Raw genomic sequence first — 25,789 nt, 5'->3', positions numbered from 1 at the left:
CGCCGACGGCCGTGTCCGAGGGGGCCGGCGGGCCGGACCGCCGGTTGCTGGCGACGACCGACATGTCCGCGCGTCGATCCATGTCCCGCGCAGGGATACCACCCGCCGGACCCACCCCACTAACCTCGGCGCACGCCGCGCCCCACCACCGTCCGTGCCGGCGTGTGAGGGAGGCCGTCATGAGGTTCCTGACCCGCACCGCCGTCGCCGCGACGGCGGTACTGCTGCTCGCCGCCGCGACCCCGTCCGTCGCCAGCCCGGTCGCGGCGGCGTCCGAGGCCGGTCCAGCCGGGACCCCGAACACGGCGACGACCGCGGCCGCGGCCGCGGCGCCCTACCCGAAGGCCCCGGTCGCCGGATCGCTCGGCAGGTACAACATCTCCGCCGTGTACGTCGCCGGCGTCTCCGCCGGCGCCTACCTCGCGACCCAGTTGCAGGTCGCCTACTCCGGCCAGATCCGGGGCGCCGCCCTCTTCACCGCCGGACCGTACTACTGCGCGCAGAACAACGTCGCCCAGTCGCTCTACGGCTGCATGGACAACATCTGGCCGACGTACCTGCCCACCCTGGAGACCTACACCCGGACCTGGGCCTCGTACGGCTGGATCGACCCGGTCCGTAACCTCTCCGGCCGACCGGTGTACGTCTTCCACGGCAACAGCGACACCACCATCCGGAAGTCCGTCACCGACGACCTGGTCCGCTACTTCCAGGACTTCGGCGCCAGTGTGCAGTACGACAGCGGCTCGTCGGCCGGACACGCCTGGGTGAGCCCGTACGGCACCGGCGGCTGCTCGGTCACCGCGTCGCCGTACCTGAACAACTGCGGAACCGATCCGCAGAACGCCCTGCTGCGCAAGCTCCTCGGCTCGGTCAGCGCACCGAACACCGGCCCGCTCGGCGGCTCGCTGGTCAGCTTCAACCAGAGCACCTTCGCCACCACCGGCAGCGCCGCCACGCTCAGCATGGGTGGTACGGGGTTCGTCTACGTGCCGTCCGCCTGTGCCGCCGGGCAGTCCTGCCGGCTGCTGGTGGCGCTGCACGGGTGCCTGCAGGGATATTCCTCGGTCGGTACCGCCTTCGTCGACCGGGCGAACCTCAACCAGTACGCGGACACCAACAACATGGTGGTGCTCTACCCGCAGGCGAGCGCCTCCGCCGTCAACCCGAACGGCTGCTGGGACTGGTGGGGCTACCTCGGCGCCACCAGCTACCCGATCAAGGGCGGGCCGCAGCTCGAGACGGTCATGAACATGATCCGCCGCGCCGACGGCTAGCCGGGACGGGGACTGGACGTGGACGGGTCGCGGTCCGACCGGAGGGACTGAACGTAGACGACCATGGATCGGCATGTCAGCATGGACCCGCGCGACGGGAGGTGGCCGTGCGGGGTGTGCGGATCCAGGTACTCGGTCCGGTCCGCGTCTGGCGCCACGACCACGAGTTGGACCTGGGTCCGGCCGGTCGTCGGGCCGTACTCGGGTTGCTGGTCCTGGCCCGGGGGCACCCGCTCGCCCGGGCCGAACTGGTCGACGCCCTCTGGGGCGACCAGCCACCGGCGAGCGCGACGAACGTCCTACAGACCCACGTCAAGCACCTGCGTCAGCGGTTGGAGCCGGACCGCCGCCCGCACGCGCCGAGTCGGCTGCTGCCGTCGGTCGGTGACGGCTACGCCCTGCGGGTCGCCGACGACGAGGTGGACCTGGCCCGGTTCCGGGCCCTGGCCGGCGCGGCCCTTGCCGCCGCGCGGAAGCCCGACCCGGGCCGGGTGGCCAGCCTGTCGGAGCAGGCACTGCGGCTCTGGCAGGGCGGACCGCTGGCCGACGTACCCGTGCTGGCCGGCCATCCGAAGGTGCTGGCACTGCTCGCGGAGCGGCAGGCGGCGCAGGCCCGGTACTGCGACGCGATGCTCGAGATCGGAGCCGGGGCCGAGGTGCTGCCGATGGTCGAGGAGGCCGCGACCAGCCAGCCCTTCGACGAGGCGACCCAGGCACGACTGATCCGGGCGTACCAGGCGGTCGGGCAGCGGGCCCAGGCGTTCGCCGCCTACCAGGCGGTCCGGGCCCGGCTCGCCGACGAACTCGGGGTCGATCCGGGGCCGGTCCTGGCAGCTGCCCACGCGGCCCTGCTGACCGACCCGGCTGCCACGAAACCGCCGCCGGCGGCGGCGCGGCAGGTGCCGGTCGGCGCGGCCCCGGAGCCGCCGGCCGCGACCCCGGCAGCCCGCCCGGACGGTACGACGGCAGCGGCGCCGCCCGTGGTGCCGGCCCAGCTTCCCGCCGACGTGTACGGCTTCACCGGCCGCCAGGCCGAACTCCGGCTGCTCGACGAACTGCTCTCCCCACCCCGGTCCGCCGGACCGGACGACAACCCGGGCGGTGGCGGCGATCCGCACCTGGCCCACGACACCGACCCGTCGGCCCGCCAACCCCGACCCGTTCTCGTCGCGGCGGTCTGCGGCACCGCCGGAGTCGGCAAGACGGCGCTGGCCGTGCACTGGGCGCACCGACTGCGGGCCCGGTTCCCGGACGGGCAGCTCTACGTCAACCTGCGTGGTCACGACGACGGGCCCCCGATGTCCGCCGGTGACGCCCTGGCCAGACTGCTCAGCGGGCTCGGGGTGGCCAACCACGACATTCCGCTCGAGGTCGACGAACGGGCCGCCCGGTACCGGACCGAACTCACCGACCGGTCGGTCCTCGTCCTGCTCGACAACGCCGCCTCGGTCGACCAGATCCGCCCGCTGCTGCCCGGTACCGCGTCAGCCATGGCCCTGGTCACCAGCCGGGACAGTCTGGCCGGCCTGGTCGCGCTGCACGGTGCCCGCCGGGTGACCCTGGCGCCGCTCCCGCCCGCCGACACCGGCCGACTCCTGCGGCTGCTGATCGGTGCCCGTGCGGACGCCGAACCGGCGGCGCTGACCACCCTCGCCGGGCAGTGTGCCCGACTGCCGCTGGCGCTGCGGGTCGCCGCCGAACTCGCCGGTTCCCGACCCGACGACCGGCTCGCCGACCTGGTGGAGGAACTGGCCGACCTGCGTCGACGGGTACGGCTGCTGGACGTCGGCGGTGACCCCCGGGCCGCCGTCCAGACCGTCTTCTCCTGGTCGTACCAGCAGCTGCCACCCGCCGAGGCGCTGGTGTTCCGGCGGCTCGGTCTGCATCCCGGCACCGACGTCGGGCTGCCGGCGGCCGCCGCGCTCGCCGGGCTCGACGTCGACCGGACCGGGGAGGCGCTCGCGGTACTGGCCCGGGTGCACCTGGTCCAGCCCGTCGGGCGGTGCCACTGGGGCATGCACGACCTGCTGCGGGCGTACGCGGGGCAGGTCTGTCAGGCCGAGGATCCGGCACCGGACCGGCAGGCCGCCGTCACCCGGCTGCTCGACCACCACCTGGCCAGCGTCGCCGCCGCGATGGACGTGTGCCATCCGGCGGAACGGCACCACCGTCCGCCGCCGCCCCGGCCGGCCGAGCCGGTGCCGGTCGCGGTCTTCGACGACCGTACGGCGGCCACCGTCTGGCTGGACGCGGAGCGGGGCACCCTGGTGGCCCTCTGCCGGTACGCGGCGACGCACGGCTGGCCGGCGTACCCGGTACTCCTCTCCAGCACGCTCTACCGCTATCTGGAGAGCGGGCACCACCTGGACGCCCTCGACATCCACACGCAGGCCCTGCACGCCGCCCGGCTCACCGGCGACGAGGGCGGCGAGGCGCACGCGCTGACCAACCTCGGCGCGGTGCACCGCCTCCGGGGCCGCTACCCCGAGGCCTTCGAACACCTCGAGCGTGCCCTGCTGATGCACGAGCGTGGCGGGGACCGGTACGGCCAGGCGCGTACCCGGTCCAACCTCGGCATCGTCCACGAGCGACTGGGTCAGCCCGGTCCGGCGGTCACCCACCAGCTCGCCGCCCTCGACCTCTACCGCCAACTCGGCGACCGGTACGGGGAGGCCGGCGCCCTGACCAACCTCGGCAACGTTTGCACCGAACTCGACCGGTACCCCGAGGCGGCCGAGCACCTCGGCCGGTCCCTGGAGCTGTTCCGCGCCCTCGGCGACCGGATCGGCGAGGCGATCGGACTGTGCAACCTCGGTGACGTGCAGCGGGTACTCGGCCGTCACCGGGAGGCGGCGGCCGGGCTGACCCGGGCGGCGACGCTGTTCCGGGAGGCCGGGCACCAGGACGGCGAGGCGACCGCGCTGTCCAACCTGGGCCGGCTGCACAGCGGGACGGGCCGCCACGACCTGGCGCTCGAGGAACTCGACCAGGCCCTGCGACTGTTCCGGCAGACCGGTCACCGGTACGGCGAGGCGAGTGTGCTGAACAGCCTCGGCGAGGCGTACCGGGGTGCGGGGCATCCCGCCGAGGCGCTCCGGTCGCACAGCGCGGCGCTGCGCATCGCAGCCGAGACCGGGGACCGCGACGAGCAGGACCGGGCCCGGGCCGGCCTGGACCGGACGGATCCGGGGGCGCCGCGTCCCGCTCCGACCACCCTCGTCACGGTCGTCGGGCCGGCCCGCCGGCCCTGACCACAGCTCACTGCGGCACCTCGACGGGCCACAAATCAGCTCGCGGTGGCACCTCGCCGGGTCTATCGTCGCGCCGTGCAGATCCACGAGTTCGCCGAGGACGACTGGTCCCAGGTGTGGCCGATCGTCCGTGACGTCGTACGGGCGGCCGACACCTTCGCCTACGACCCCGCGATGACCGCCGAGCAGGCGTACCGGATCTGGGTGGCGGAGCCGCCGGAGCTGACCGTGGTCGCCGTCGAGGACGGCCGGATCGTCGGCACCGCCAGGATGGGAACGAACCGGCCCGGGCCCGGGGCGCACGTCTCGACCGCCAGCTTCATGGTCGCCGCCGGGGCCCGGGGCCGTGGGGTCGGGACGGCACTCTGCCGGTTCGCGCTCGACTGGGCCCGGGAGCGCGGGTACGCGGGCATGCAGTTCAACGCCGTCGCCGAGTCGAACCAGGCGGCGGTCGCCGTCTACCGGCGGCTCGGCTTCCAGGTCGTCGGCACGGTACCCGGCGCGTTCGCCCATCCCACCCTGGGCCGGGTCGGGCTACATGTCATGTACCACCAGTTCTGAACTCCGGGCAGACCCTGGGACCATGGCTGGCCGGACCGGTCGGGGATGCCGACGATCTCCGACAGAGGACCTAGGTGGGCGACAGTGCGCGCGCTACGTCCTCGGCATCCCAGTCCAGGAAGGGGAGCATCATCTCCCGGCCGTACGTGTGGAGTTGATCCAGTGACGTGATCGCACGATCTCGCGCTGCGGCAAGCAGCGCGTCTCGCGCGTTCTCGACTCCCCAGGTCCGGGCGAAATGGCCCAGCACCCGCTCTCGCTTGAGCCTCTGCACGGAGTAGCGAGGGGACAACTCGGCTACCCGCCGGTTTTCTTTCCGGCACTGCGCGACACGGTCGGATGCCTTGGACCAGAGGGCGGCGGGTCGGGTGAACAGCCGCGGGCACCCGTGTATCGGTGCCCCGCCGGGAGCGCGGTAGGAGCGCACCAGAACCCGTAGCAGCTTGTCCCGCTCGGGGAGGGACAACTCCGACCCGGCCAGCCAGTACTGCTGCACCGATTTCTCCAGGAGTGTTCCGCCGAGACGCTCGACGGCTCGCGCGGAACAAGAGTCCTCGAGCTGCCTCCTGACGTCGTCCGCCACGGGGTGTGTCCTGGGCGAACCGTCAGCGATCACCCCCATGGCGTACAACGCCCACCGCGCGGGAAAAGCAGGGTCGTAGAGTTGGAGAAACCTGAGCACGCTGACGTCGTCGACCGACTCGCCGTCAACCACGCGGATCCGATTCTGGTCGACCCATGTCCGGACATACGGCGTCACCGGAACGCGCTCCACCAGATCCGGGTCTTCGGTGGGCGTGGGCGCGGCAAGCTCAGGACCAGCGACGAAATCGAGCGCCTGCAGGGCGTCCCGGAACTGGGTGCCCTTTCCGTCGGCACGGACCAGATCCCGCAACCGCCGCAACAGATCTTCGGTCCCGTCGGTCGACGCGCTCGCCAAGCGGGCCTCGACCAGGGTCCATGACCTGTCGAAGAGACGGACGGACTCCGCAACCTGACTGACGCGGGCGCTCTCCGCCGCGCTCATGGCGCCCTCGTCAACCGCAGCCCGCAGAAGGCACCGCATGTTGATCAATGATTCCGAACGGGGTTCGTATCCCACGTTTCCGCCTCCGTACCGGACAGCGACCTCGTCATCGCCGTCGACGGTCCCGTCCCGGTACATCTCGAAAACGGCGCCGATCCCGATCATGCCGTAGGTGCGGAGTTCGGCTGCCCTCAAGGCACCCATCCCCGCCGCACCGACGACCTGGATCCCCTCCTGGAGAAGCATCAATATCTCCTGGTTCCGGACGGGCAGCCGATCGTGGAAGTCGCCGTCAATGATGAGTACGACGTCGCCACGGCACGGTCGTATCCGGAGCAGATCTCCGTGGGCCACCGGTGGATGCAACTCCGCGACGGGCAGCCTCTGCCGGACCTCCGCTTGCGGAATCGTCGGGCCCACGTAGACATGTACGCTCATCGACCGACTCCCACGGAGGCATTCCGCGGAATGGAATGGCGCGCCTCGAACGACAGGCCGGCGGCAACCACTTTCACGACGGAGATGGCGTCATGGGTGCTGAGATCAACATACAGGGGCGCGAACCCGGTCGTCGACCGGACCAGATCATCCAGCCAGACCAGCTCGGCGGTCAGGTCGCGGAACGACGGGCCTGACTCCCTCGCCGTCGTCCAGTCCATCGTGGGCCGGAAGACCCGGACTTCTGACGGTCGGACCTCAACCGCGCCCCGCCAGGCGAGGCTCAAGTCATCATGAGCGCCGGTGATTGCCACCAGACGGCTCTGCGCGGCCTCCGTGAGGGCACGGGACAGGCCGATCGCGGGATCACTGTGGACGCCAGACCCCGCCGACACTCTGCGACTTCCATCCCAGAGGTATGCGACGAACGTACTGAATGGCCACCTGCCCCGGACCACGAGCACCTCCACGTGCATGTCCGCTTTCCGGATCATGCCGAGAAGATCGCCGACGCCGTTGTTATCGACGGTGCCGAGATCCAGATAGTCGCGACCTTCGGCCGGTACCGACCGCAGACTCGCGACACTGTCGCGCTCGATCATCTCGTACAGTCCGTGTAGCGCGGCCTCGGCGAAGTTGTTGCCACTCGCCAAGCCGTTGCTCGAAGGTCGCAACATCGGAGGCGACCAGGTGTCGACAACCTCGGCGCCGAGTTGCACGTAGTGTCGTGGCACCGGGCACCTGATGTCTCCGGCGACGGTGGACGCCTCAACCCAGTCCAAGGGAGTTCTGTCGCTCAACAGACTGCCGCGGTACTGTTGCAGCTCGCCCAGCTCATAGGGCAGCCGCAGATCCTCCGCGCTGGTATTGCGGATGACAGGCGGAGGGCACGCGTTCTCGGCATGCCACAGTTCCACCGACTCCATGACCGCCGAGAGCCGCGCGAGCAGGGGAGTATGCCCCTTACCGTGGGAGATCGTGAATGTCCTGGCGAGAGGGCGGATCGCCAACACCACGGGGATACCCAGGACATCGAACCGCGTGACATCGGCGACTCTCGTGACGCCGTACCTGTCGAGAAGTGGCCGAATGATCGCCCAGCTCTCCTCGGGGAGCCTCGCCCGGTGCGTACCAGGCAGCCTAATCACCGGATTTGTTTCGGACAGTATGCTTCGTCTCTGCCCGGGAATCCCCGAATGCTCACGCGCCGAAACCAGGTTCCTTGACATCCCGAGCCTGTTCTTGGAAACGTTCACAACGAACCCTTTTCAACCTGAACCGCGCGGCGCATGCGCCCCGACTTCCACCTGCAGCCCCGACGGACCGGAGGGGGTTGAAAAAAGTTAAATCGTGGTCGGCGCAGGAAGCCCGCGCCGACCACGATCTCAGCTTCGCGCCCAACTCACCTTCACAGCCGCGTCCCCTTGGGTTCCGTCGTCTCAGACGAACGAGCTACGGCTCGGGAAGGCGCAGACAGTCGAACCCGGAACTCCTGGGACTACTCCTCCGGCGAGTCGAAGTAATGACAGGCCGAGGAGGCGCAGGCGCCCATCTCGATCTCCGGGATGACGCCCTCCACGCTCTCCTCGAAGAGGGAGTCGAGACGATCGTCGGCAGAGATCTTGTCGATTTCGAGCAGTTCGGTGCTCATCCGTGGTGCCCCCAATCTTGAAGTTGATCTATGATCCATGATCTTCGTGGGATGGCCCGGAAGTAGACTAACGGAACGTCCTGAATCGATCAACCGGAAGACTGGCACCGGTTGGCGAACGTTTGAGAAAGGCTGGTCGGAACCGGTGTTCGCGCACGACCCCGGCGATGTGGGAAATCTCCGTTCTGATCATGTTTGCCCGAGAGCGCCGCGCCCTCACCAGCGCGTCCGGGAGTCGGTGTCGCTTGCCCGGCGCCTGGCCCGGGTCGATCATGGTCGGATCGGGCGGAAGGGACGGAAGATGGCACCGGCGCCGGTTGTACGGCTGGATGGCCTGTCGCCGCGATACGGACGGATGACGTGGGGACAGCGGAATCAGTATGTCGCCATCGAGGCCGCCGGCGAAGAGGCGTACCGACAGAATCTGGTGCGGTCGGTGCCGGTACCTCCGGGTGTCGACTCAGGACGAATCTCCGAAGCACTCAAGGGGCTACTCGGTCGCCACGAGGCGCTGCGCACCTACTTCGGCGGTTCTCCCGCAGCCCACCTCTGGCAGCGGGTCGCTGGATCCGTGAAGATTCCGCTACTGATGTTCGACGTATCGGACGGAAAGGAGGTGGTCGCCGCCAAAACCCACGTGGCAGGGCACACCTTCGACCACGAAACACGACTGCCGGTACGATTCGGCGCCATATGTCACCGCGGCCGGGTGCGCTCCGTGGAACTCGCCGTGTCTCACCTGGCTACCGACGCCGCCGGCGCAGACCTGCTGGCGACGGAGCTGGCCAGGTCGCTGGCGGGCGATGCGCCGTCACCGGCGCCGCGGAGACAGCCGGTGGACAGGGCCGCATGGGAGGGTTCGCCTGCCGGTCAGGCAATGTCGGCACACAACGTGGATCGGTGGCGAGCATTGATGGAAACAGGCGCGACCCTCGTGCCGGCCGCGCGTCGGGCGGGGTTGTCGCCACGTTTCTGGAAGGGAGCCCTGGATTCCCTCGTGCTGCGCGAGGCCCTACCGACGCTTGCCGCGCGGCTGAGGGTTTCCCCCTCTGCGCTGCTCCTGGCAGGCATGGCGAAGGTCGTGGCCGAAGAGTTCGACCTGACCTCCGTCCCGGTCCGGATCGCGTTCAACAACAGGATCACCGCCGAGGACAAGGTGGCTGTCGAAACCTTGATGGGGTGGGGGCTGTGCTTCCTGACCGGCGTGGGTGGCAGTCAGGCCGCCCTCGCCAAGGAAGCTGCCACCGAAGCGTTCAGGGCCTACTCCACGGCGCGATACGACATCTACGACCTGCTGGATGTCGCTGACCGCCTGAGACGAAAGGGCATGGGAGAAACACTCCCCCAGTTCTTCCTCAACGTCGTCGATCTGCCAGCCCCTGCCGCTGCGCCGAGTTTCGACCCCGATCGTCTGCGTGAGCTGCAGGCGGCCGCCGTCTTCGAGAGCGCAGCCAGCCATTCCCGGGACAGCAGTGGGCTGTTCATCATGCACGTAACCCTGGATCCCCGTTCGGTCCGGTTGAACTTTCTGGTTGACACCCAGTTGTGTTCACCGACCGAGGTCGAGCAGATCTTTCGCCGCATCGAGGGCTGGCTCGTCAGCCTGGCGCTCAGGACATAGTCACCCCGCGCAAACCGTCGACCGGGTGCCGAGAAGACTCACGCGTGACGAGCCAGGTTCCGGACGGCGCCGCAAGCCACCGCCTCGCTGCGGCACGCCTCCATCACCCGATCCCTGCCAGTTGCAGACTGATGCCACGGTAGTCGAGTTTCCCTGAGTGCAGACGCGGCAACGGCATCTCTCGCACGCGCAAGCATGCGCGAGGCAGCCCCCAACGGCCCGCGACCCGTTCCACCACAGGCGTGACGCTGACCGAAACCCCGCCCTCATGACACACGGCAATCATCTCCTCCGAGAGAGGTATCACCATCACCTCGGTGTCCAGTGCACTTCTCAACTGCCCTTCCATCTGGTCGAGCTGGATCCGACGGCCCAAGATCTTCACCTGCCTGTCGACTCGGCCTGTCAGGTACAGAAACCCGTTCGACAGGTACCCGAGGTCGCCGGTCCGGAGTCGTCCCCGATGGACGTCACCCAAACCCAGATCCGTTCGGGCGGTCGCGTAGCCGAGCATTACGTTAGGTCCGCGGTAGACAATCTCTCCCCGCTCTCCGTCCCGTACGGGTGTCTCCTCTTCAGCCAGGATCTCCACTCTGCCGCCTGGCACCACGCGCCCCACCGACCCCGGATGCGTCAACGCCGAAGTCGTGTCGAGCACCGAAATCCGGGCCGTTGCCTCCGCCTGCCCGTACATGATGTTCACCAGCCCGTTGACCGACCTCATCAGGTCGGCAATCACCCTCGCCTCCGGCGGATCGAGCCGACCGCCCGCTATGAGCACCCTTTCCAACGAGGGATGACTTCGAGGACTCCATCCCCGAGCCAGGAGCAGACGGCAGGTGGTGGGAAGTAGCCCGACCGCGGACGCGCCAAGCTGATCCAGTTGCCACCAGAAACCCCTGGACGTGGGGGGCGATTCGGTCAGCGCCAGAACGCCGTTCGAGATCAGATACGAGTTGATGATCGAGAGCCCGAAGGCATAATCCGCAGGAAGCGACGTTGCCGCTCGCTCTTCGGGTCGTATGCCGGTTGCCTCGGCGATTGACCGAGCGTTGGCGGAGAGATTGTCATAGGAGAGCCGGACGGCCTTGGCGGCACCCACCGAACCAGAAGTAGAGACCACCATCGCCAGCGCCGGGTGCAGGAGGAGATCACTTGTCCGTGCTTTCGCCCAGGGCAACCAGGTGACGGCCCCGTTGTTCACGGACACGTCGGGACGGAACGCCTCTCTGGACGAGGATGCCAGTCCTGGCGGCGCACCGTCGACGAGCAGGACGGCATGCCCCAGAGACAGCGCCGCCAGATAGGCCCCGAGACCGTCGAGCGATCGGGGACGGGCGATCTCCACCAGGACCTTCCTGTCCGCCCGCAATCGCTGACGCCACTCCTCCCGGAGGGCGCGAAGCTCGGCGACGCTCAGGTTCCCCACCCGGCCATCAACAACCGCGGTCTCGCCGTCGTCCCGCGTCGACAGCAGATCGAGATCTTCTTCCACGTTCACCTCTTCGTGCTGCCCGGGCTCACCGCCTATCAGCTCTGGCAACCCAACCCGCCCGCGGGCATCCGACGTAGTGCCTACTATCCGGCCCCCATCAGGCCTTTCGCGTCCCGGACCGTTGCCGCGATCTCGGCCAGTGACTGCGCACCGTACAGGTCGGCGGCCGACAACACCACGCCGAAGGTGTTGTGGATGCGGTCGGAGAGCTCCAACGCCGTGAGCGAATCTCCGCCCAGCGAGGCCAGATCGTCGGTGACACTGACGGCGACCCCGGGGAGTGACTCTTCCAGCAGTTCAGACACGATGCGCAGCACCTCCTCCTCCTCGGGGGATCCCGGACGCCGGTACGTGAACTTGTACCCGGAGTTCACGTACAGGTTTCTGGCGGCCTCGTGGTCGAGGGAACCATCGGACCGCCTTGGGATGTTGGAGGTGGGGACGACCACGAGTGGTGTTTCAAGGTCTTCGGCCACGTCGAGGACGTCCTGCCGAATCTCTGGTCCCACGCGAAATCCCTCCGGCACGACGATCACTACCACCTGGGGCTCCGAGGATGGCAGCATTTCCGCTTCCACTATCCGAGGATGTTGACGGAGGTCCGCTATCCACCGGACCGTGTGGCCACCCTCCACCGACATTTATTCGCTCCTCCCGGTGCTCGCCAGCCGTTCTCCCAGATCCTGCAACCTCCGCCGCGACACCTTCCCCGCTCCGTCCCGAGGGAGGGCGGCCACGCGGAAAATCCGTCGCGGCACAATTGCCGTGGTTACCCTCGAACGTAGCCACAGCCGCAGCTCAGCCTCGGACAGGCTTTCCCCCTCGGGCACGACAAGAGCGATCACCCTGGCCCAGTCCTCACCTCTCTCCACCGAGCACACGCCTGCGTCGGCAACATCCGGGTGATCGCAGAGAACACTCTCGAGATCTTCGGCATCGAAGGTCTCACCCGCCACCGTGATCCGACTCAGAGAGCGTGGAGCCAGGTAGAGGTAGCCCTCCGGATCCAGCCATCCCTCATCCCCGACACTGACCGAACCGTCCGCGCTCCGGCGCACATCTCCACGAGAGTTGAGATAGACCTGGGCACCTCTCCTGCCAGCACTCGTATACACGGTTCCCTGGACGCCCGGTGGAACGGTCTCCCCGTTCGGACCGACGATCCTCACTTTGGTGAAAAAGCCCTTACCGACTGTTCCCGGCCGCTCCAGCCACTCGTTCCCGTCGACCACCGTCACGCCGACGCCCTCGGTGCTGCCGTAGGTCTCATACACCTTCTCGGGCCCGAGTCGCTGAATCCAGTATCGCTTGAGATCATCGGCACACCGCGCGCTCATGTGTACCAGCGCGCGAACGGAACCCAGGCTTACGTTGCCGTTGTCGGCTTTCTGCATCATACGCAGGTGGAACGGAGTGCTCTGTATCCACCGTACCTGGTGCTCGTCTATCAGCTCCAGGAACGCCGATGCCCGGAAACCGGCTGGAACAACTATCGTGTTCCCATCCGCCAGACCTTCCACCAGGAAGGACATCGACGACGCGTGGGGTGGAATGCTGGCCATCATCTGCACCTGGTGAGGGCGCCAACCAAGAACGGACGTCAATCGCAACGGGCGGGGCTGAGACGGCACCATCCGCGTTCTTACGTCGATGACCCGTCTGCCCTCCCCGCTGGTCCCTCCGGTCGGAAGTATCAGGGCGTGCGGTGGCACCTGCTCCCTGGCGCATCCAGGTCCGGGCGACAACGCGTGGAGCGTGCCCATCTGCGAGGCGTCCAGGACGGCGATGCCAGCCCTCAGCAGGCTTTCGGCAGTCCTGTCCCCGTCGAGCCGTGACCGGAGAGCGACCGGCACGGGGCACCGGAGGGCCGCCACCAGCAACAGATAGGATCCGATCCCATCGGGGCTGTCCACCAGGAGGCACGCGGGCCCGAGCTCGGACAGCCCCGACATCAGCTCGTGCTTGAGCCCTTCGGTCACGCTGTTCAGCTCGTCATACGACATCGCGCGGCCCTCTTCCACGAAGACGAGGGCCTGCCGATCCCGTCCGGTGACGCCCAGGTCCTTCAGGCGAAGATCGAAATCGACGGCGGCAAGGGTCACCCCTCTCCACCTTCCCGGTCTCGATCGGGCAGGCTTCCGAGAGTCAACTCCCCCACCGACGACTCCTCTTCCACCCGCAGACCGGTCGCCTGCGCAAACAGGCCGGAGTCACTGTTACCGACCGCGCAGCACGCCAGGCCCATCGCCGCAGCTGTCAGATACATGCTCTCGTAGAGGACTCCGACGTTCTTCAATGTGGTCGCATAGGCCATGTTCTCGTATTTCCAGCTCAGCCGGGCGAACCGTGCTCCCATGAGGATCAGCACCTGCGGCGACTCTTTGGCACCGGTTGCCATTCGCGCGTTTTCCAGGAGCATGTTGCACTGTGCTGCCGACGCCGCGACAGGTTCCAGCGCGTGTTCCAGCGGACGGTAGCGATACAGTCCCCTCCGGAGCCCTCCACACCGGCTTGTCACCAGATACAACTCAATTTCGTACGCCCCTCCGCCGCTCGGATACGGACGCTCACTGCACTCGTAGCTTCTGGGGTTGCCGTCCTCGACCGGTATGACGCGGCCCACGCGTGCGACACGGAAGAGAAACTCTCCCAACTGCCGCGCGGTGAGGGGTTCGCTCCCGTGGTCCCGAACCGATCTCCTTCGGGCCACCACCTCGGTGAAGCTGACCTCGCCCGCCTCGAGCCACGATCCCGGGCCGTCGAGTTTCACCAACTCCTGGGCCTGGGCGGTACCGTCCCTCAACGCCGGGGTGGGCGGAAGCGAGCCGGCGAACCGAAAGGTCGCTCCCGACGGCCCGACATGGAGCCCCAGACGACTGGCGTGGTGAAAAGCGACGTCGGCCGGCTGCCGCTGGATCAATATCTCGTCCTGGTCCTCCGCGAGCAGTCCACGGTCGTCAACTTCGCCCAGGACCCCGGTCGCGGTCATCACCGCAAGCAGGCTCACGGCGTCTTCCCGCGACACGCTCCGCAGACCGTCGACCAGTTCCTCCGGGTCACACGCCCGATGCGCGGTCTTATCGAGAAGGTTCCCGATCGGGAGTCCGTGGGACTGCAGCACAAATCCGCGGATCGGGCTGCGAACCTCCAGAGCGTCGGACGCACGCCCCACCGTGACGTACCTGGAGAGTCGCACCAGCCGTCGAGGCATCCTGAGCGGCAGGGACATCCGGGCCGTCCGGCTCGCGGGTCGCACTGTCAACCGGGCATCGCTCCCGGGACTACCGACACTCAGCCTGAGGATTCGCCCCGACAACAGCCTGTTCAGTTCCCGGACGAGTCGTTCGCCTGGTCCTGTCCCAGCCGTCTCGGCGGCACGGACCACGCTTCCGACACTTCGTCGTTCACCGAGCGTCTTGAGGACCTGGTACGCCTCGGCATCCAATCCTCTCAGGACCCACCTCAGCATCAGGGCGTCCTGCTGGTGCCGCACGATGAGAGAATCGTCGCCCGATGGGACGACGGACGCCCAGTCTTCCAGAATCCAAGCGACGTTTGCCCGAGTCGAGGTCGTTTCCCAGTCCGTTGCGGGGAACAGCATGACGTCGAGCTCGGCCATAGACTTCCTCCACGGTGGATGCCCGGGTAGTGATGCCAATGCGCCATCCCGGTCACTAGCGCCGACAGTACGCGGTGTGCACATTCACGGGTAGGGGTCGGGCTGCGATGGTCGAGGGCCGTACGTCCGGCATCGTCTTCGTCCCGGAGTGCGGCCGCGGCCCGACAGGACCCATCAGAGCGGCGTCCCGGCCGTCGACCCGGGGGGCGTCCTGGCCGCCACCCAACAGGTGCGGCCCCGTACGCCGTTGACGGGTCATCCACGGACGGTCCACCGGAGTCGCCAGGGGCCAGCCCCGACACCTGCCCCGCCGCCACGGCGCGCCTGTTCCCCGTTCCCATCCACCGGCCGTGTCGCACCGCACCGTAGGCGTCCCGGTCCCGGCGCGATCACCAACGCCCACAGCTGTCACGCAATCAGGAGTGTGCCGACCTCACGCGCGCCGGCATCCACGACAGCGACGCCACGCCGGTTGCCAGACTCACCACCGGAAACCGCTGGTCATGCTGCGCTGTGACCCGCAACCGGGGGTCGGCTCCGTAGTCCGACAACACGCCGGAGAGCGACGCCGCATAGATGGACAAGGACTAGATGGTTGACAAGGCAGATTCGCGCATGTCACGACGAAAAGTCGCTATAAACACATGGCGCAAACGCTCCAGCACGAACCAGAGCTGCGGTTGTGAGCGACCAGCGCGTGTGAGACATTGGCGCGGGAAAATAAGCTACATCACCAATTCGGAGGTGTTGCCCGATGACCGACACAAGCACGCGTAACGCTGCAGCGTCTAGGCTACGGGCAGTCAACCGCCAACGAAATATTGAGGAGTTCGAGGCTCGGGCCGCAGCACTGGAGAGCATGCCCCGAGTTATTTTTGTCGAGCTGACCGACAATTGCAACCTCTCCTGCCCGATGTGTCGGTCGGCCGGCAAGTTCGACCGGTCGCGGGTGATGTCGCCCGAACTGTTCAGCAACGTCGCGGAGCAACTCTTCCCCACCGCCGAAATCGTCGACCTTCGAGGATGGGGGGAGAGCACGATCCTTCGCGACTTCCCCCGCTACGTCGACGAGACGCTCGAATACGGGTGCCGGATCCGGCTGGTGACCAACCTGACTGTGCCGAACGAAGCGCTGTGGCGCAAGCTCGTACGGTCGGGAGCCTCGATCGTGGTCTCCTTCGACGCGGCCCGCCCGGAGACCTTCGCCCTCCTCCGCGGTGGCGCGAGACTCGACGTCGTCCTCGACAACCTGCGGATACTCGTAGACGAGGGCCGCGCCTCCGGCATGGGTACCGACAACATCCACCTCAATGTGGTCGTACAGCGGAACGCGCTGGAGGAACTGAGCGAGATCATTTCACTTGCCGGCGAGCTCGGACTGCGCGTCGCGATAAACCCGGTCGTCCTACCCGAGGGTCATCCGGACAACTTGCGCCTCCACCGGAGCAGGCTGGCAGAGGAACTCGATCGGGCGGCGCAACGCGCACAGGAACTAGGTGTCGACGCCCAACTCAATGCCGCCCTGGACCCCGAATGGAGCGACCTCTCCCACACAGACAAGACGTGCACCCACCCGTGGATGTACTGCTACGTCAACTTCCGCGGCCAGGTCGGTTTCTGCGACCATCTCGTCGGCGAGGCGAAGGCGCGGTATCTGCTCGGCGACCTGACGACGACCTCGTTCGCGGAAATCTGGAACGGACAGGCCTACCAGCGGTTGCGGTCGGAGCACGCGCACGGCGCCAAGGCGATATCCGCGATGTTCGACGAGTGTCGCTGGTGCTACGGCAATCGATACGTCGACTTCGACCAGCAAACCTACCCGCCGTACGCGGACCACCTCATGGAACTGAGGCCGGTGCACTGCGCGGGGTTCACACCGCGACCACGAGACCCTGACGGGCCCGCTCGGTGAGACAGGGGCCCGGGGCTCGTACGCCACAGCGGCCGCAGACCGGGCAACGCTCTGCCCGCCCGACAGCCGTCGGCGGTGGCGTCGGGGCGGCCGACGTGCTGTGAGCCGCAGCTCACCTCCGGCGGGGCCAACGGACCTGGGCGGGGCACGACGATCAACCACCCGCTCGACGACCGTGGCCGCCTGCTCCACCTCATGGCCCCCTGGCCGTCTTCCCGAGCTCGAACCCGGACCGCCGTACCTGGCCTGCCGGTGTGACGTCAAGCGCACGTCACGCCAGATAGTCGGCGAGATCCGTGGTCAACGACCGGCCGATGCTGGCCAAGCGGAACCCGCTTCGAGCGTCGATGCTGGCGAGCCGGAGGGAGAGAACCAGACCGCTCTCCGGGTCGGCGAGCGAAACCAGGAATACCCGGGGCGGGCCTTGGGTGACGTACCCGACCGCGCCACTGTGTCCAAAGCTCCGCCTGCCCCAGCCGACACCGAAGTACCGCGGGGCAACGGCCATCTCAAAGCCGAGGCCCCACACATGTTGCTGTCGCGAGCCCTCGTTCAGGATGGCGTGTGGCCGCGTCATCTCCCTGACCACCCGAGCCTCCAGCAGAACCCCACGGCCGGCATGACAGTCGAGAAGCTCACTGTAGAAGCGGCCCACGTCACCATTGCGCGAGAACCCCCCGTGGGCGGGATTGACCCGGGAGAAAAGCTCCCTGCGGGGTGCGTCGGAGACTTCCCGGAATGTCGCGGAGGGCCCACGTGCGTGGAGGGGTGCGTAGTCCTCCACAACGGGATGCAGCAGACACAGGCTGTCCGCGCCGACGGGCTGCGCGACAACCTCCTCAACCACCGCGTCGATCGGTCTCCGGAACACCCGCTCGACACTTGCGGCAAGGAGGTGCCAGGCATCAGTCGTGTTGTATACAGGCTGTCCGACCCACCGGGCGGGCCGTTCGTCGTCGCGCCCGATCGTCGCGACGTAGGAGTCGAACGACCGCAGGTATGGATTGTCATGGGACGGCCTGAGCCCACTGGAGTGCGCGAGCAAGCTCAGGATGTCGACAGACTTCCACTGCCCGGTATCCGGTACGTCGACGAACTCACGTACGGGTGCACCGAATTCCATCATGCCGTCCTGCACCGCCTTCGCCAGGCATACGGCAACGAACGGTTTGACTCCACAGTACAGGCGACCGACGTCGGAAGTCCTGGAGGATCGCTCAGGCGAGCATCTGCCAATCGCGACATCGGCGACCAACCGTCCGTGATGGGAGACGAAGACGTACGCACCCAGGACTTCGCCCGAATCTGTCCAGGAGTTCAGCAGCCCCCGCGTCGCCGGAATGGGGTCGAGGGAAATGTCACTCCTATCGTGGTCCACACTCGCCATGACGTCGAAGACCTCTATCCACGGGAAGGTGCCCTATAACCGAACGTCCATGCTCAGAGACTAGGCGATGACTCCCGTCTCCGCCAGCAGTGGGCATCGACGACCGGGAGTCGGGGCAGAGCGCGTCCGGTGAGACCTTGCGACGCTCACCGACCAACTGATGTACTCCTCACACATCAGAGACGGTGAATCGCGCGGCTGTCCAGCCGACGTACGGGTCGCGGAGGGAGCAGTTGCGGGTGGATCGGGCGGGTGGCAGTTCCGGTCATCGACCCGACGAGTCACGGGTCGAGAACGTTCGATGGGATGGTGGCGAGGAAACACCGGCGGGGCTGCGACTCGACGACTTCGTGGGTTGGGCCGGTGTTCTCGGCGTGCACGGACCGGAGTACTGGGGGGGTTGGCGGCCGCCCAGGATCAGGGCGTACAACAGCCTCACCGGCGACGTCAACCAGGTACGCCGGTCGGGGTCGGGAAAGGTTGTCGCCGTCGGAAGCGGCCACGCCTGGGACGACGCGGCTCATGCGGCCCGGGTCGCAATCTGTGAAGGCTTGGAGCGGTATGCGGCCCTGATCTACGATACCGACGGATTCACTCGCGCACGAGCCACAGACCTGGGTTCTGACGCACTGGACCTGGACGAGTTGGCGACGTTCTCGGAGCAGGAGATAGCGGAGTCGGGCGGCTTCCTGGACAGGCCGAGCAAAGACGAGGTGATTCGATGGACCCGGGGCGTCGATCTGTGCGGTGGCGGCGAGGTCATGGTGCCCGCGGTGATGGCGTACGCCCTCACCGACAGGCTGCGGACAGAGCGGTTCTGGTTACCCTTCTCAACGGGCACCGCCATACACGAAACGTTGGAGAAGGCGCTGCTCGCCGCACTATGTGAAGTAATCGAGCGCGACGCGTGCTCCATTGTGTGGCTTCAGCAGATGCCGATTCCGGTCCTCGACGACGGATTCCTCGGCGACGAGGCGAGGGAAATCGTCGGCTGGTTCGACGAGCGCGGGGTTCAGACCTTCCTCTTCGACGCCACGACGGATGTCGGAATTCCCGTGGTGTGGTGTACGCAGTTCTCACCTCACGGTAGGCATACTGCTCAGACCACGGCCACCGCCTGCGATCTGAACCAGAAGAATGCGGCACTCAAGTCCATACTGGAGTGCTCGCGGTTTACTCCGGCCATTGAAGCGAGCGAGCCCGGTGACGCCCACGAGAGGTTTGCCGACATCAACTCCGGCGCGGCCTACACCGGAATGCGCGCCAGGCGACCCGCCTTCGACTTTCTCGTCAGCGGTTACCGCGACAGAAGAAGAGCGGAGCCACGCGGCGACAGCGACCTGGACCCACGGAGGGCGCTGAAACACGTGCTGGAGCGGCTGTCTGCCAGAGGTTGTTCGGTCTACGCCGTCGATATGACCACTCGAGAGGTCGCCGACGCCGGCCTCGCCTGCGTCAAGGTGATCGTCCCGCAGGCGCAACCGCTGTCCGTATGGCCACGTGCCCAGTACCGGGGCTCTACAAGGCTCTACGAACTCCCACGTTTCCTCAACCACGTCGTGCGGCCCGAGTCGGAGCTGAATCCCTATCCGCTTCCGGTGTCCTGAATGAATCCCACGCCATCGGAAGCGCCCGTCCAGCTCGTCTTCGACGGGAGCTTCGGCGCTCTGGTCGCCGCCGCTGTGGCGGAGACACTCGACACCGCGTACGAAACCCGCCTCGTGGCGCTGTCAGAATGCGCGGACAACCCGGGCGCGGTGATGGCGGCAGGGAGGACAACGGTCCTCGTCACTTCCCGCTTCGACTGGCGACAGGTGCACGCGTTCGACGCCGCCAGTCATCGCCTCAGCGTCCCGTGGTGCTTCGTGGGCTACGCCTATCCGTACGTGTTCGTCGGACCCCACGTCGTTCCGGACGACGGCCCCTGCTACCTGTGTCTACAGGTCCGCCTGAAGCAGCACGGGCGAACCGAGGTACCTCTGCGCGGTGTCGACGTGCCCGTGCGCGGAGACCATGTCGAAGGTATACCTCGACACCTGGCCTACACGGTGGCCGGCTTGCTCTCCGGATTACTGGAGCCCACCGGGCGTGGTCGCCCCCGGTCGGTGTACCTGCTCCACGTGAACGGGCTCAAGGTGCGGGCTGAGGCCCTGACGGCTGTCCATGACTGCCCACGGTGTACGCGCCCGGCCAGCGCTGGGCGTGGCAATGCGCAGCTGCTTCGGCTGTACCGAGACCTGTGGGAGAAATGATGACCATCCTGCGCCGCCTGGCGCTGAGCCCAGGTGTGTTCCTGAGAGAGGTGGATGACCATCTCGTTGCCGAGAAGCCCGGCCTGAGGGTCCGGATACGCGACAGGAGGGCGATCAGCATTCTCAAACACGCGTCGTCGGGCGAGGTGGCCGGCGAGGTCGTCATGGATTCGAGGCCCGACTCGGCTGATGACTCCGAGCTGCTGGACGTTGTCGAGTTGCTGACGGGTTCCGGGCTCCTCGAATCCGGAGACAGGGCCGCGCTGGAGAGGCGACCGGACCGGACGAACGACTATCTGGTGAGTCTGCGGGGCCGTTACGCGGCGGATCTCGTGGAAGGCGTTCGGCACAGGCTTGCGGAAGCCGACGTGGTGATCGTCGGCGACCCGTGGATGGGTGGGCAGATCGTCCGCGCGTTGGAGGGCTCCGGCGTCGGCAGGTCGCGCCTTCGGGGAGTGTCCACGCCACCGGTGGACGGCGAGGCCGCACCTCCCCGCCCATTGGATTTGATCGTGGACCTGACCTGGCCGACCGGCGGAACCACGGCGGGTGCTGCCGGTGGTGAGGTCGCGGTGCTGCCAGCCATCTGGAACGGCGAGGAGATTGTCGTAGGGCCGGTGCTGGAAGGCGGCGTCGGGCGTTGTCGTGGCTGCTGCGGTCCCCACTCCAACGGGCGTGACTGGGTCGACGCGCCACGAGCGGCCAGGTCCGTGGGAAGCGGTATCGTGTCTGCCGCTGTTCTCTCCTATCTGGGCGGTCTTCACCCATGTGAGATCCTGACGACTTCGGTTCGTTATGACCTGCGAACGGGGCAATCTGATCTGGCGCTCCCGAGAGGCGACATGACCTGTCCCGGGTGCGGGGTACCCACGAGGGATGGCGAGACGCCGCACGCCACCGCGCAACGTGCCTGGACCTACGAGAAAAGCGTCGAGATTCCGATGGGGCGCGTTGGTCGGGTGGAGCAGTGGCTGTCCGTCAGGAATCAGTCCATTTTCCGACGGAGGCACTTCAACATGCCACCGTTGCGGCACCTCGCGGAAGCGCACGGGGCGGAGATCCCCGGACAGCTGCTGTCGCTACTGGGCATGGCGCTGGAGGCTGACGTCACGACGAGTCATGGCAAGGTCAGCGAACTCCGGTACCGGAGATTGCCGACCGTGGAAGGAATAGGAACGGCCTCGGTCTACGCGCTTCCCCTGGAGCAGTGTGCCCTCCTCGGCGGCGGAGCTCATTATGATCCCTATGAGGGCGACCTCTTCCCTCTCCGGTGGCCGGTCGGCGACAGAAGTCAACCGACGACCGGCTTCAGCCTCTGCGTTACCGGAAACTTCACGGCGGCCGAAGTGACCTTCGGACGGTTCGGCCGACGTGTCGTGCTTCACGATGCGGGATTCCTGTTGGCCCAACTGCTACACAGCGGATCGCAGTTGGGGCTGCGACCAGCTGTCCCGTCCGACTGGTCGACAGCGTCCGCACGCTCCGTCCTCGATCTGGCTGCCGGCGAAGACGTGCTCGCGATCCTCGATCTCGATGCCGTGGTCGGCGACGAGGCTGGTTCGGCTCAGACGAGGAGACCGCCTGTCACCGGCCTGCCCTCGAACGCTCCGTCAACGTTCGAGTCCTGGTTCGGCACGGCGATGGCCACCGTTCGGCAGGTCGCACCGTCGGTCGTCGATGGTTTGGTCTTGTACTGCTGGGATGGCGATGAGGAGTTGAGCGAGGTTCGGGTCAAGGATGGGGCGTACGCCGGACGGACCCGCGTCCAACAGGATCCCGTACCCCGTGCCGCGCTCCGGGGCGCCCTGTCGGGAATCGTCCCGGGAGACCTCACATTCGTTCTGATCGGAGCCGACCTGCAGACGGAGGTCTGTCGACACGGAGCTACCGCCTATGCGTCTTTGATACAACGTGCCGCAGCCCTCGCCCACCTTCTGTCGTCAGCGGCCGACGAGATGGGGATCGCGTCCCGACTGCTGTTGAAAGTACCGGCCCGCCTCTTGGAACAGTCAACCGCAGGCAAAAGCTCCCGGCACCGCATACTGTCCGCGCTGGTAACGGGGCGACCGGACGGCACTCTGCCCGGATCCTCCAGGGTGTTGGTGGATCTGTGAAACCGTCCCCGACGGGCAGCCTCAGACGGAGCAGACGGTGTAGCGGGCCGGCGGTACGCCCACGGCGGCGGTGAGGTCCCGCACCAGATGTGCCTGGTCGTAGTAGCCGAGGTCGGCGGCGAGTCCGACCCAGTCGACCGGCCCACCCTCGGTGGCGTACAACGCCGCCTCCGGCAGCCGGCAGCGCCGGACCACCCAGCCGGGCCCGAGGCCGACGACCCGTCCGGCGTCGGCGAGCACCCGCTCGAACCTGCGTCGGGGTGGCCCGTAGAGCCAGGCCCGACCGTTCTCGACGGTCAGGTACGCGGAGGCACTGGTACGGGCGAACTCGCCGGCCTGACCGGCCGGATCAGCTTCCGGCACGACGAGTCCGGCGCCCAGGTGACCCTCGTCCCCGGCTGAACCTGCGTCGTACCGTCCTTTCCACCGCCGCTACGCCGGGTCGGGTTGACCGGGCGGCCCTACCCCGGCAAGGTGACCTGATGGCGGCTGCGGACGAGGTACGCGACGGGGTTGCGCTGACCAATCTCGACCAGCCGCTCTTCGACGGTGCCGAGGCGAGCAAACGTGAGCTGGTCGACTATCTGGACGCCGTCCACGGGCAGCTGGCGGGCAGCTGCGGGACCGGCCGCTGTCGGTGGTCCGGGTGCTCCGGGGTCAGGCACCGTTCATGCAGAAGAATGTGCCGAGGTACACCCCGGAGTGGGTGTCGACGGTGTCGCTCTGGGCGGAGACGTCCCGGCGCGAGGTGTCGTACGCGCTCTGCAACGACCGGCGTACGTTGCGGTGGTTCGCCAACCAGCGCGCGGTGGAGTACCACCCGGCCCTGGTCCAGGCCGACGCCCCGAGCCGGCCGACGCACCTGGTGCTCGATCTCGACCCGCCGGAGGGCGGCCGGTTCCCGCTGGTCGTCCGGGCCGCCGAACTCGTCCGCCGGGCGCTGGCCGAGGTCGGCCTGACCGGGGTGGTGAAGACCAGCGGGGCGAAGGGACTGCACATCTTCGTACCGGTGGATCCGGCGACGGCGATGGACGACGTGGCGGCGGCGACCCGGGCGCTCGCGGCCCGGGCGGAACGGCTCGACCCGGCGCTGGCGACCACCGCCTTCATCCGCGACGACCGGGGCGGGCGGGTCTTCCTCGATCCGACCCGGGTCGGCGGGGCGACCGTGGTGGCGGCCTACAGTCCACGGATCCGGCCCGGGGTGCCGGTGTCGTTTCCGGTGGACTGGGCGGACCTGGATTCCGTCACACCGGCCGACTTCACCCTGCGTACCGTGCCGGCGCTGCTCGACGGTGCCGACCCGTGGGTGGAGCGGATGCCCGGGCCGCAGCGGCTCGATGCCGACCTGGTCGCGGAGGGGCACACTATTCCGATCCCCCGGGTCCAGGCGATGCACGAGGGTCGGCGGCGGGCCCGGGCCCGCCGCGACGCGGCAGGTTGACCGGTCGACGTCAGCTCTCGATGTAGTACGAGTTGACCGCCGGTTGGCCGGTGTAGTTCGGTCCGGCCCGGTCGTCGGCACCGAGATACCGGTACGGGAGGGAGATCGTCGCCGGTCCGGTACGGCTGACCCGGCGACGACGCCGGTCGACGGTGAAGCCGGCGGCCCGGAGCAGCCGGGTCAGCCGGGCGCCGGCGGGCCGGCCGTCGGCCAGCCGTACCGCGTCGAGATCCAGGTCGGCCACGAGCCGACCGTGTTCGGTGAGCCAACCGGCGGCCCGGGCCAGTACGCCCAGCTTGTCTCCGACGTAGTGCAGCCCGTGTACGCAGGTGATCAGGTCGAATCGTCGGTTCGGCGTCCAGTCGGCGACGGATGCGCAGACCAGTCGGGGTGGCAGCCCGGCAGTGCCGGGCGGGTCGAAGTGGTCGACGAGATCCACCCCGGCCAGCGTCACCGCACCCGTCCGGCCGAGCCGGTGCAGCCGGGCCGCGGCCCGGATCAGTGCCCGCCCGCTGCCGCAGCACAGGTCGAGCCAACCGACGCCGTCAGGCTTGTCGCCGGCACGGTCGAGAAGCCAGTCGAGCGGGTTGAAGCCGAGTTCGCGGGCGTAGCTGTTGACCCCGTCGAGTTGCCGCTCCCGGTTCATCGCCGAGTTCGCCACCACCGCCGACGATTCCAGGGTCGCGGTGTCCAGCAGGCGTCGCACCGGCCCAGCCTGTCAGGTCGCGTCTTGCGGACAGCCGCCCGGTCCGGCGTCGACGGGTCGACGGTGCCGGGCCGCCGGCGGCCCGGCAGGGCGTACCGGAGAACCGGGTTGCGGAACCGGCCCGACCCCGACGAAGGTTGTCCGGATGCGACGCGACGTTGCCGGGGCGGCGGATCTGCCGGCGCTGTACGGCTTCGCCCAACGGATCTGGTCACCGGGCGGCCGATGGCACGCCGGGGAGCTGGCGTGGAACCTGGGCCAGGTGCCGGACGGCCGACCGGAGTGGCCGATGGCGCTCTGGGAGGCGGACGGCTCGGTGCTGGCCTGGGGCTGGGTCGTCCGGCCGGAGGACGAACTGTCACTGCTTGTCGATCCGGCGCGTCCTGACCTGGTCGACGAGGTGCTGGACTGGGCCGGCACCGTCACGACCGGGCCGCTGACGGTCACCGTGCTCGACACCGAGCGGCATCTGGTCGCGGCGTTGCTCCGGCGTGGTCACACCGCCGACCACGGCGGGACCTTCCTGCTGGCCCACCGCCGGGACCTCGACGAACTGCCTCCGGTGCCGCGGCTGCCGGCCGGGCTGACGGTACGACCGGTACGCGGCGAAGCCGACCTGGTCCGCCGCACCGCCGTGCACCGCGAGGTCTGGCACCCCTCCCAGGTGACCGAGGAGCGTTTCCGGAACGTCAGCGCCGGTTGGCCGTACCGCGGTGAGTTCGACATGGTGGTCGAGGCCCCCGACGGTCGTTTTCTCGCCTACTGCCTGGGCTGGTATGACGAGGTCAACCGGGTCGGCGTGTTGGAGCCGGTCGGCACGCTCGCCGAGTTCCGGGGTCAGGGGCTGGCCCGGGCCACGATCGAGGCCGTGCTGCGAGCGTTCCGCGAGGCGGGTGCCCGTACCGCCCTGGTCAGTTCCCGTGGTGACGACGACTACCCGGTACCGAGGCAGGTCTACGCCGCCCTCGGTTTCACCCCGTACGCCCGGACGGTCCGATACCGCCGCCGGTGACCGGTGTCCTGGCCGGACG

At 67.9% G+C, this 25,789-nt stretch carries 19 protein-coding genes and 1 pseudogene; 10 read left to right on the top strand and 10 right to left on the bottom strand.

The window, feature by feature from the left end; translation table 11 throughout:
• Positions 1 to 179 precede the first annotated feature (179 nt).
• The 3 genes from ABGB05_RS19610 to ABGB05_RS19600 all read left to right on the top strand — a co-directional run bounded on the left by ABGB05_RS19610 (position 180) and on the right by ABGB05_RS19600 (position 5,089).
• On the top strand, positions 180 to 1,277 hold the full coding sequence (locus ABGB05_RS19610) for a PHB depolymerase family esterase (protein ID WP_347654878.1): 1,098 nt from the start codon (positions 180 to 182) through the stop codon (positions 1,275 to 1,277).
• A gap of 107 nt (positions 1,278 to 1,384) precedes the next feature.
• Positions 1,385 to 4,528, top strand: a complete 3,144-nt coding sequence (locus ABGB05_RS19605; protein WP_347654877.1) for a tetratricopeptide repeat protein — start codon at positions 1,385 to 1,387, stop codon at positions 4,526 to 4,528.
• Positions 4,529 to 4,603: 75 nt separating this feature from the next.
• Positions 4,604 to 5,089, top strand: a complete 486-nt coding sequence (locus tag ABGB05_RS19600) for a GNAT family N-acetyltransferase (RefSeq protein WP_347654876.1) — start codon at positions 4,604 to 4,606, stop codon at positions 5,087 to 5,089.
• Positions 5,090 to 5,159: 70 nt separating this feature from the next.
• Here ABGB05_RS19600 and ABGB05_RS19595 read toward each other — a convergent pair whose 3' ends face one another.
• The 3 genes from ABGB05_RS19595 to ABGB05_RS19585 form a co-directional block, all read right to left on the bottom strand.
• Positions 5,160 to 6,554, bottom strand: a complete 1,395-nt coding sequence (locus tag ABGB05_RS19595; RefSeq protein WP_347654875.1) for a TfuA-like protein — start codon at positions 6,552 to 6,554, stop codon at positions 5,160 to 5,162.
• Positions 6,551 to 7,810 (bottom strand): YcaO-like family protein, encoded by a 1,260-nt coding sequence (locus ABGB05_RS19590; RefSeq protein WP_347654874.1) that lies wholly within the window; start codon positions 7,808 to 7,810, stop codon positions 6,551 to 6,553. The genes ABGB05_RS19595 and ABGB05_RS19590 overlap by 4 nt, the downstream gene beginning before the upstream one ends.
• 242 nt (positions 7,811 to 8,052) lie before the next feature.
• Positions 8,053 to 8,205 (bottom strand): hypothetical protein, encoded by a 153-nt coding sequence (locus ABGB05_RS19585; protein ID WP_347654873.1) that lies wholly within the window; start codon positions 8,203 to 8,205, stop codon positions 8,053 to 8,055.
• A gap of 37 nt (positions 8,206 to 8,242) precedes the next feature.
• Here ABGB05_RS19585 and ABGB05_RS19580 point away from each other — a divergent pair, with 37 nt between their 5' ends.
• Complete coding sequence (locus tag ABGB05_RS19580; RefSeq protein WP_347654872.1) at positions 8,243 to 9,826, top strand: hypothetical protein; 1,584 nt, start codon at positions 8,243 to 8,245, stop codon at positions 9,824 to 9,826.
• Positions 9,827 to 9,929: 103 nt separating this feature from the next.
• Here the strand turns inward: ABGB05_RS19580 and ABGB05_RS19575 are convergent, their stop codons facing one another.
• The 4 genes from ABGB05_RS19575 to ABGB05_RS19560 all read right to left on the bottom strand — a co-directional run bounded on the left by ABGB05_RS19575 (position 9,930) and on the right by ABGB05_RS19560 (position 14,940).
• Positions 9,930 to 11,321, bottom strand: coding sequence for an AMP-binding protein (locus ABGB05_RS19575; protein ID WP_347654871.1), 1,392 nt, complete (start codon positions 11,319 to 11,321; stop codon positions 9,930 to 9,932).
• A gap of 83 nt (positions 11,322 to 11,404) precedes the next feature.
• Positions 11,405 to 11,899: a phosphopantetheine-binding protein gene (locus ABGB05_RS19570; protein WP_347654870.1), complete on the bottom strand. Its 495-nt coding sequence runs from the start codon at positions 11,897 to 11,899 to the stop codon at positions 11,405 to 11,407.
• 63 nt (positions 11,900 to 11,962) lie between these two features.
• The gene (locus tag ABGB05_RS19565; RefSeq protein ID WP_347654869.1) at positions 11,963 to 13,423 is read right to left on the bottom strand and encodes an AMP-binding protein; all 1,461 of its coding nucleotides are present in this window, start codon (positions 13,421 to 13,423) and stop codon (positions 11,963 to 11,965) included.
• The gene (locus ABGB05_RS19560) at positions 13,420 to 14,940 is read right to left on the bottom strand and encodes a SagB family peptide dehydrogenase (RefSeq protein WP_347654868.1); all 1,521 of its coding nucleotides are present in this window, start codon (positions 14,938 to 14,940) and stop codon (positions 13,420 to 13,422) included. Before ABGB05_RS19560 ends, ABGB05_RS19565 begins: the two co-directional genes overlap by 4 nt.
• A 754-nt stretch (positions 14,941 to 15,694) precedes the next feature.
• Here ABGB05_RS19560 and ABGB05_RS19555 point away from each other — a divergent pair.
• The gene (locus ABGB05_RS19555; RefSeq protein WP_347654867.1) at positions 15,695 to 16,855 is read left to right on the top strand and encodes a radical SAM protein; all 1,161 of its coding nucleotides are present in this window, start codon (positions 15,695 to 15,697) and stop codon (positions 16,853 to 16,855) included.
• A 271-nt stretch (positions 16,856 to 17,126) separates the two neighbouring features.
• On the opposite strand, the gene ABGB05_RS19550 is transcribed toward ABGB05_RS19555, so the two are convergent.
• Positions 17,127 to 18,242: a serine hydrolase domain-containing protein gene (locus ABGB05_RS19550; RefSeq protein WP_347654866.1), complete on the bottom strand. Its 1,116-nt coding sequence runs from the start codon at positions 18,240 to 18,242 to the stop codon at positions 17,127 to 17,129.
• 239 nt (positions 18,243 to 18,481) lie between these two features.
• Between ABGB05_RS19550 and ABGB05_RS19545 the strand changes: the two genes are divergently transcribed.
• The 3 genes from ABGB05_RS19545 to ABGB05_RS19535 are packed head-to-tail and all read left to right on the top strand — an operon-like array spanning position 18,482 to position 22,608.
• Positions 18,482 to 19,849, top strand: coding sequence for a YcaO-like family protein (locus ABGB05_RS19545; RefSeq protein ID WP_347654865.1), 1,368 nt, complete (start codon positions 18,482 to 18,484; stop codon positions 19,847 to 19,849).
• Complete coding sequence (locus tag ABGB05_RS19540) at positions 19,850 to 20,494, top strand: TOMM precursor leader peptide-binding protein (RefSeq protein WP_347654864.1); 645 nt, start codon at positions 19,850 to 19,852, stop codon at positions 20,492 to 20,494.
• On the top strand, positions 20,494 to 22,608 hold the full coding sequence (locus tag ABGB05_RS19535) for a hypothetical protein (RefSeq protein ID WP_347654863.1): 2,115 nt from the start codon (positions 20,494 to 20,496) through the stop codon (positions 22,606 to 22,608). The genes ABGB05_RS19540 and ABGB05_RS19535 overlap by 1 nt, the downstream gene beginning before the upstream one ends.
• A gap of 21 nt (positions 22,609 to 22,629) precedes the next feature.
• On the opposite strand, the gene ABGB05_RS19530 is transcribed toward ABGB05_RS19535, so the two are convergent.
• Complete coding sequence (locus ABGB05_RS19530) at positions 22,630 to 22,971, bottom strand: helix-turn-helix domain-containing protein (RefSeq protein WP_347654862.1); 342 nt, start codon at positions 22,969 to 22,971, stop codon at positions 22,630 to 22,632.
• A 119-nt stretch (positions 22,972 to 23,090) separates the two neighbouring features.
• Here ABGB05_RS19530 and ABGB05_RS19525 point away from each other — a divergent pair.
• A pseudogene (locus ABGB05_RS19525) lies at positions 23,091 to 24,052 on the top strand (ATP-dependent DNA ligase).
• 10 nt (positions 24,053 to 24,062) lie between these two features.
• On the opposite strand, the gene ABGB05_RS19520 reads toward ABGB05_RS19525, so the two are convergent.
• Complete coding sequence (locus tag ABGB05_RS19520) at positions 24,063 to 24,758, bottom strand: methyltransferase domain-containing protein (RefSeq protein ID WP_347654861.1); 696 nt, start codon at positions 24,756 to 24,758, stop codon at positions 24,063 to 24,065.
• A gap of 145 nt (positions 24,759 to 24,903) precedes the next feature.
• Here ABGB05_RS19520 and ABGB05_RS19515 point away from each other — a divergent pair, with 145 nt between their 5' ends.
• Complete coding sequence (locus tag ABGB05_RS19515; protein WP_347654860.1) at positions 24,904 to 25,770, top strand: GNAT family N-acetyltransferase; 867 nt, start codon at positions 24,904 to 24,906, stop codon at positions 25,768 to 25,770.
• Positions 25,771 to 25,789: the final 19 nt, after the last annotated feature.

The sequence above is a fragment of the Plantactinospora sp. B5E13 genome, assembly GCF_039871775.1.
GTDB lineage: Bacteria > Actinomycetota > Actinomycetes > Mycobacteriales > Micromonosporaceae > Plantactinospora.
The sequence above is the reverse complement of the archived record's forward strand: the minus strand, read 5'-3'. Positions and strand labels throughout refer to the sequence as shown.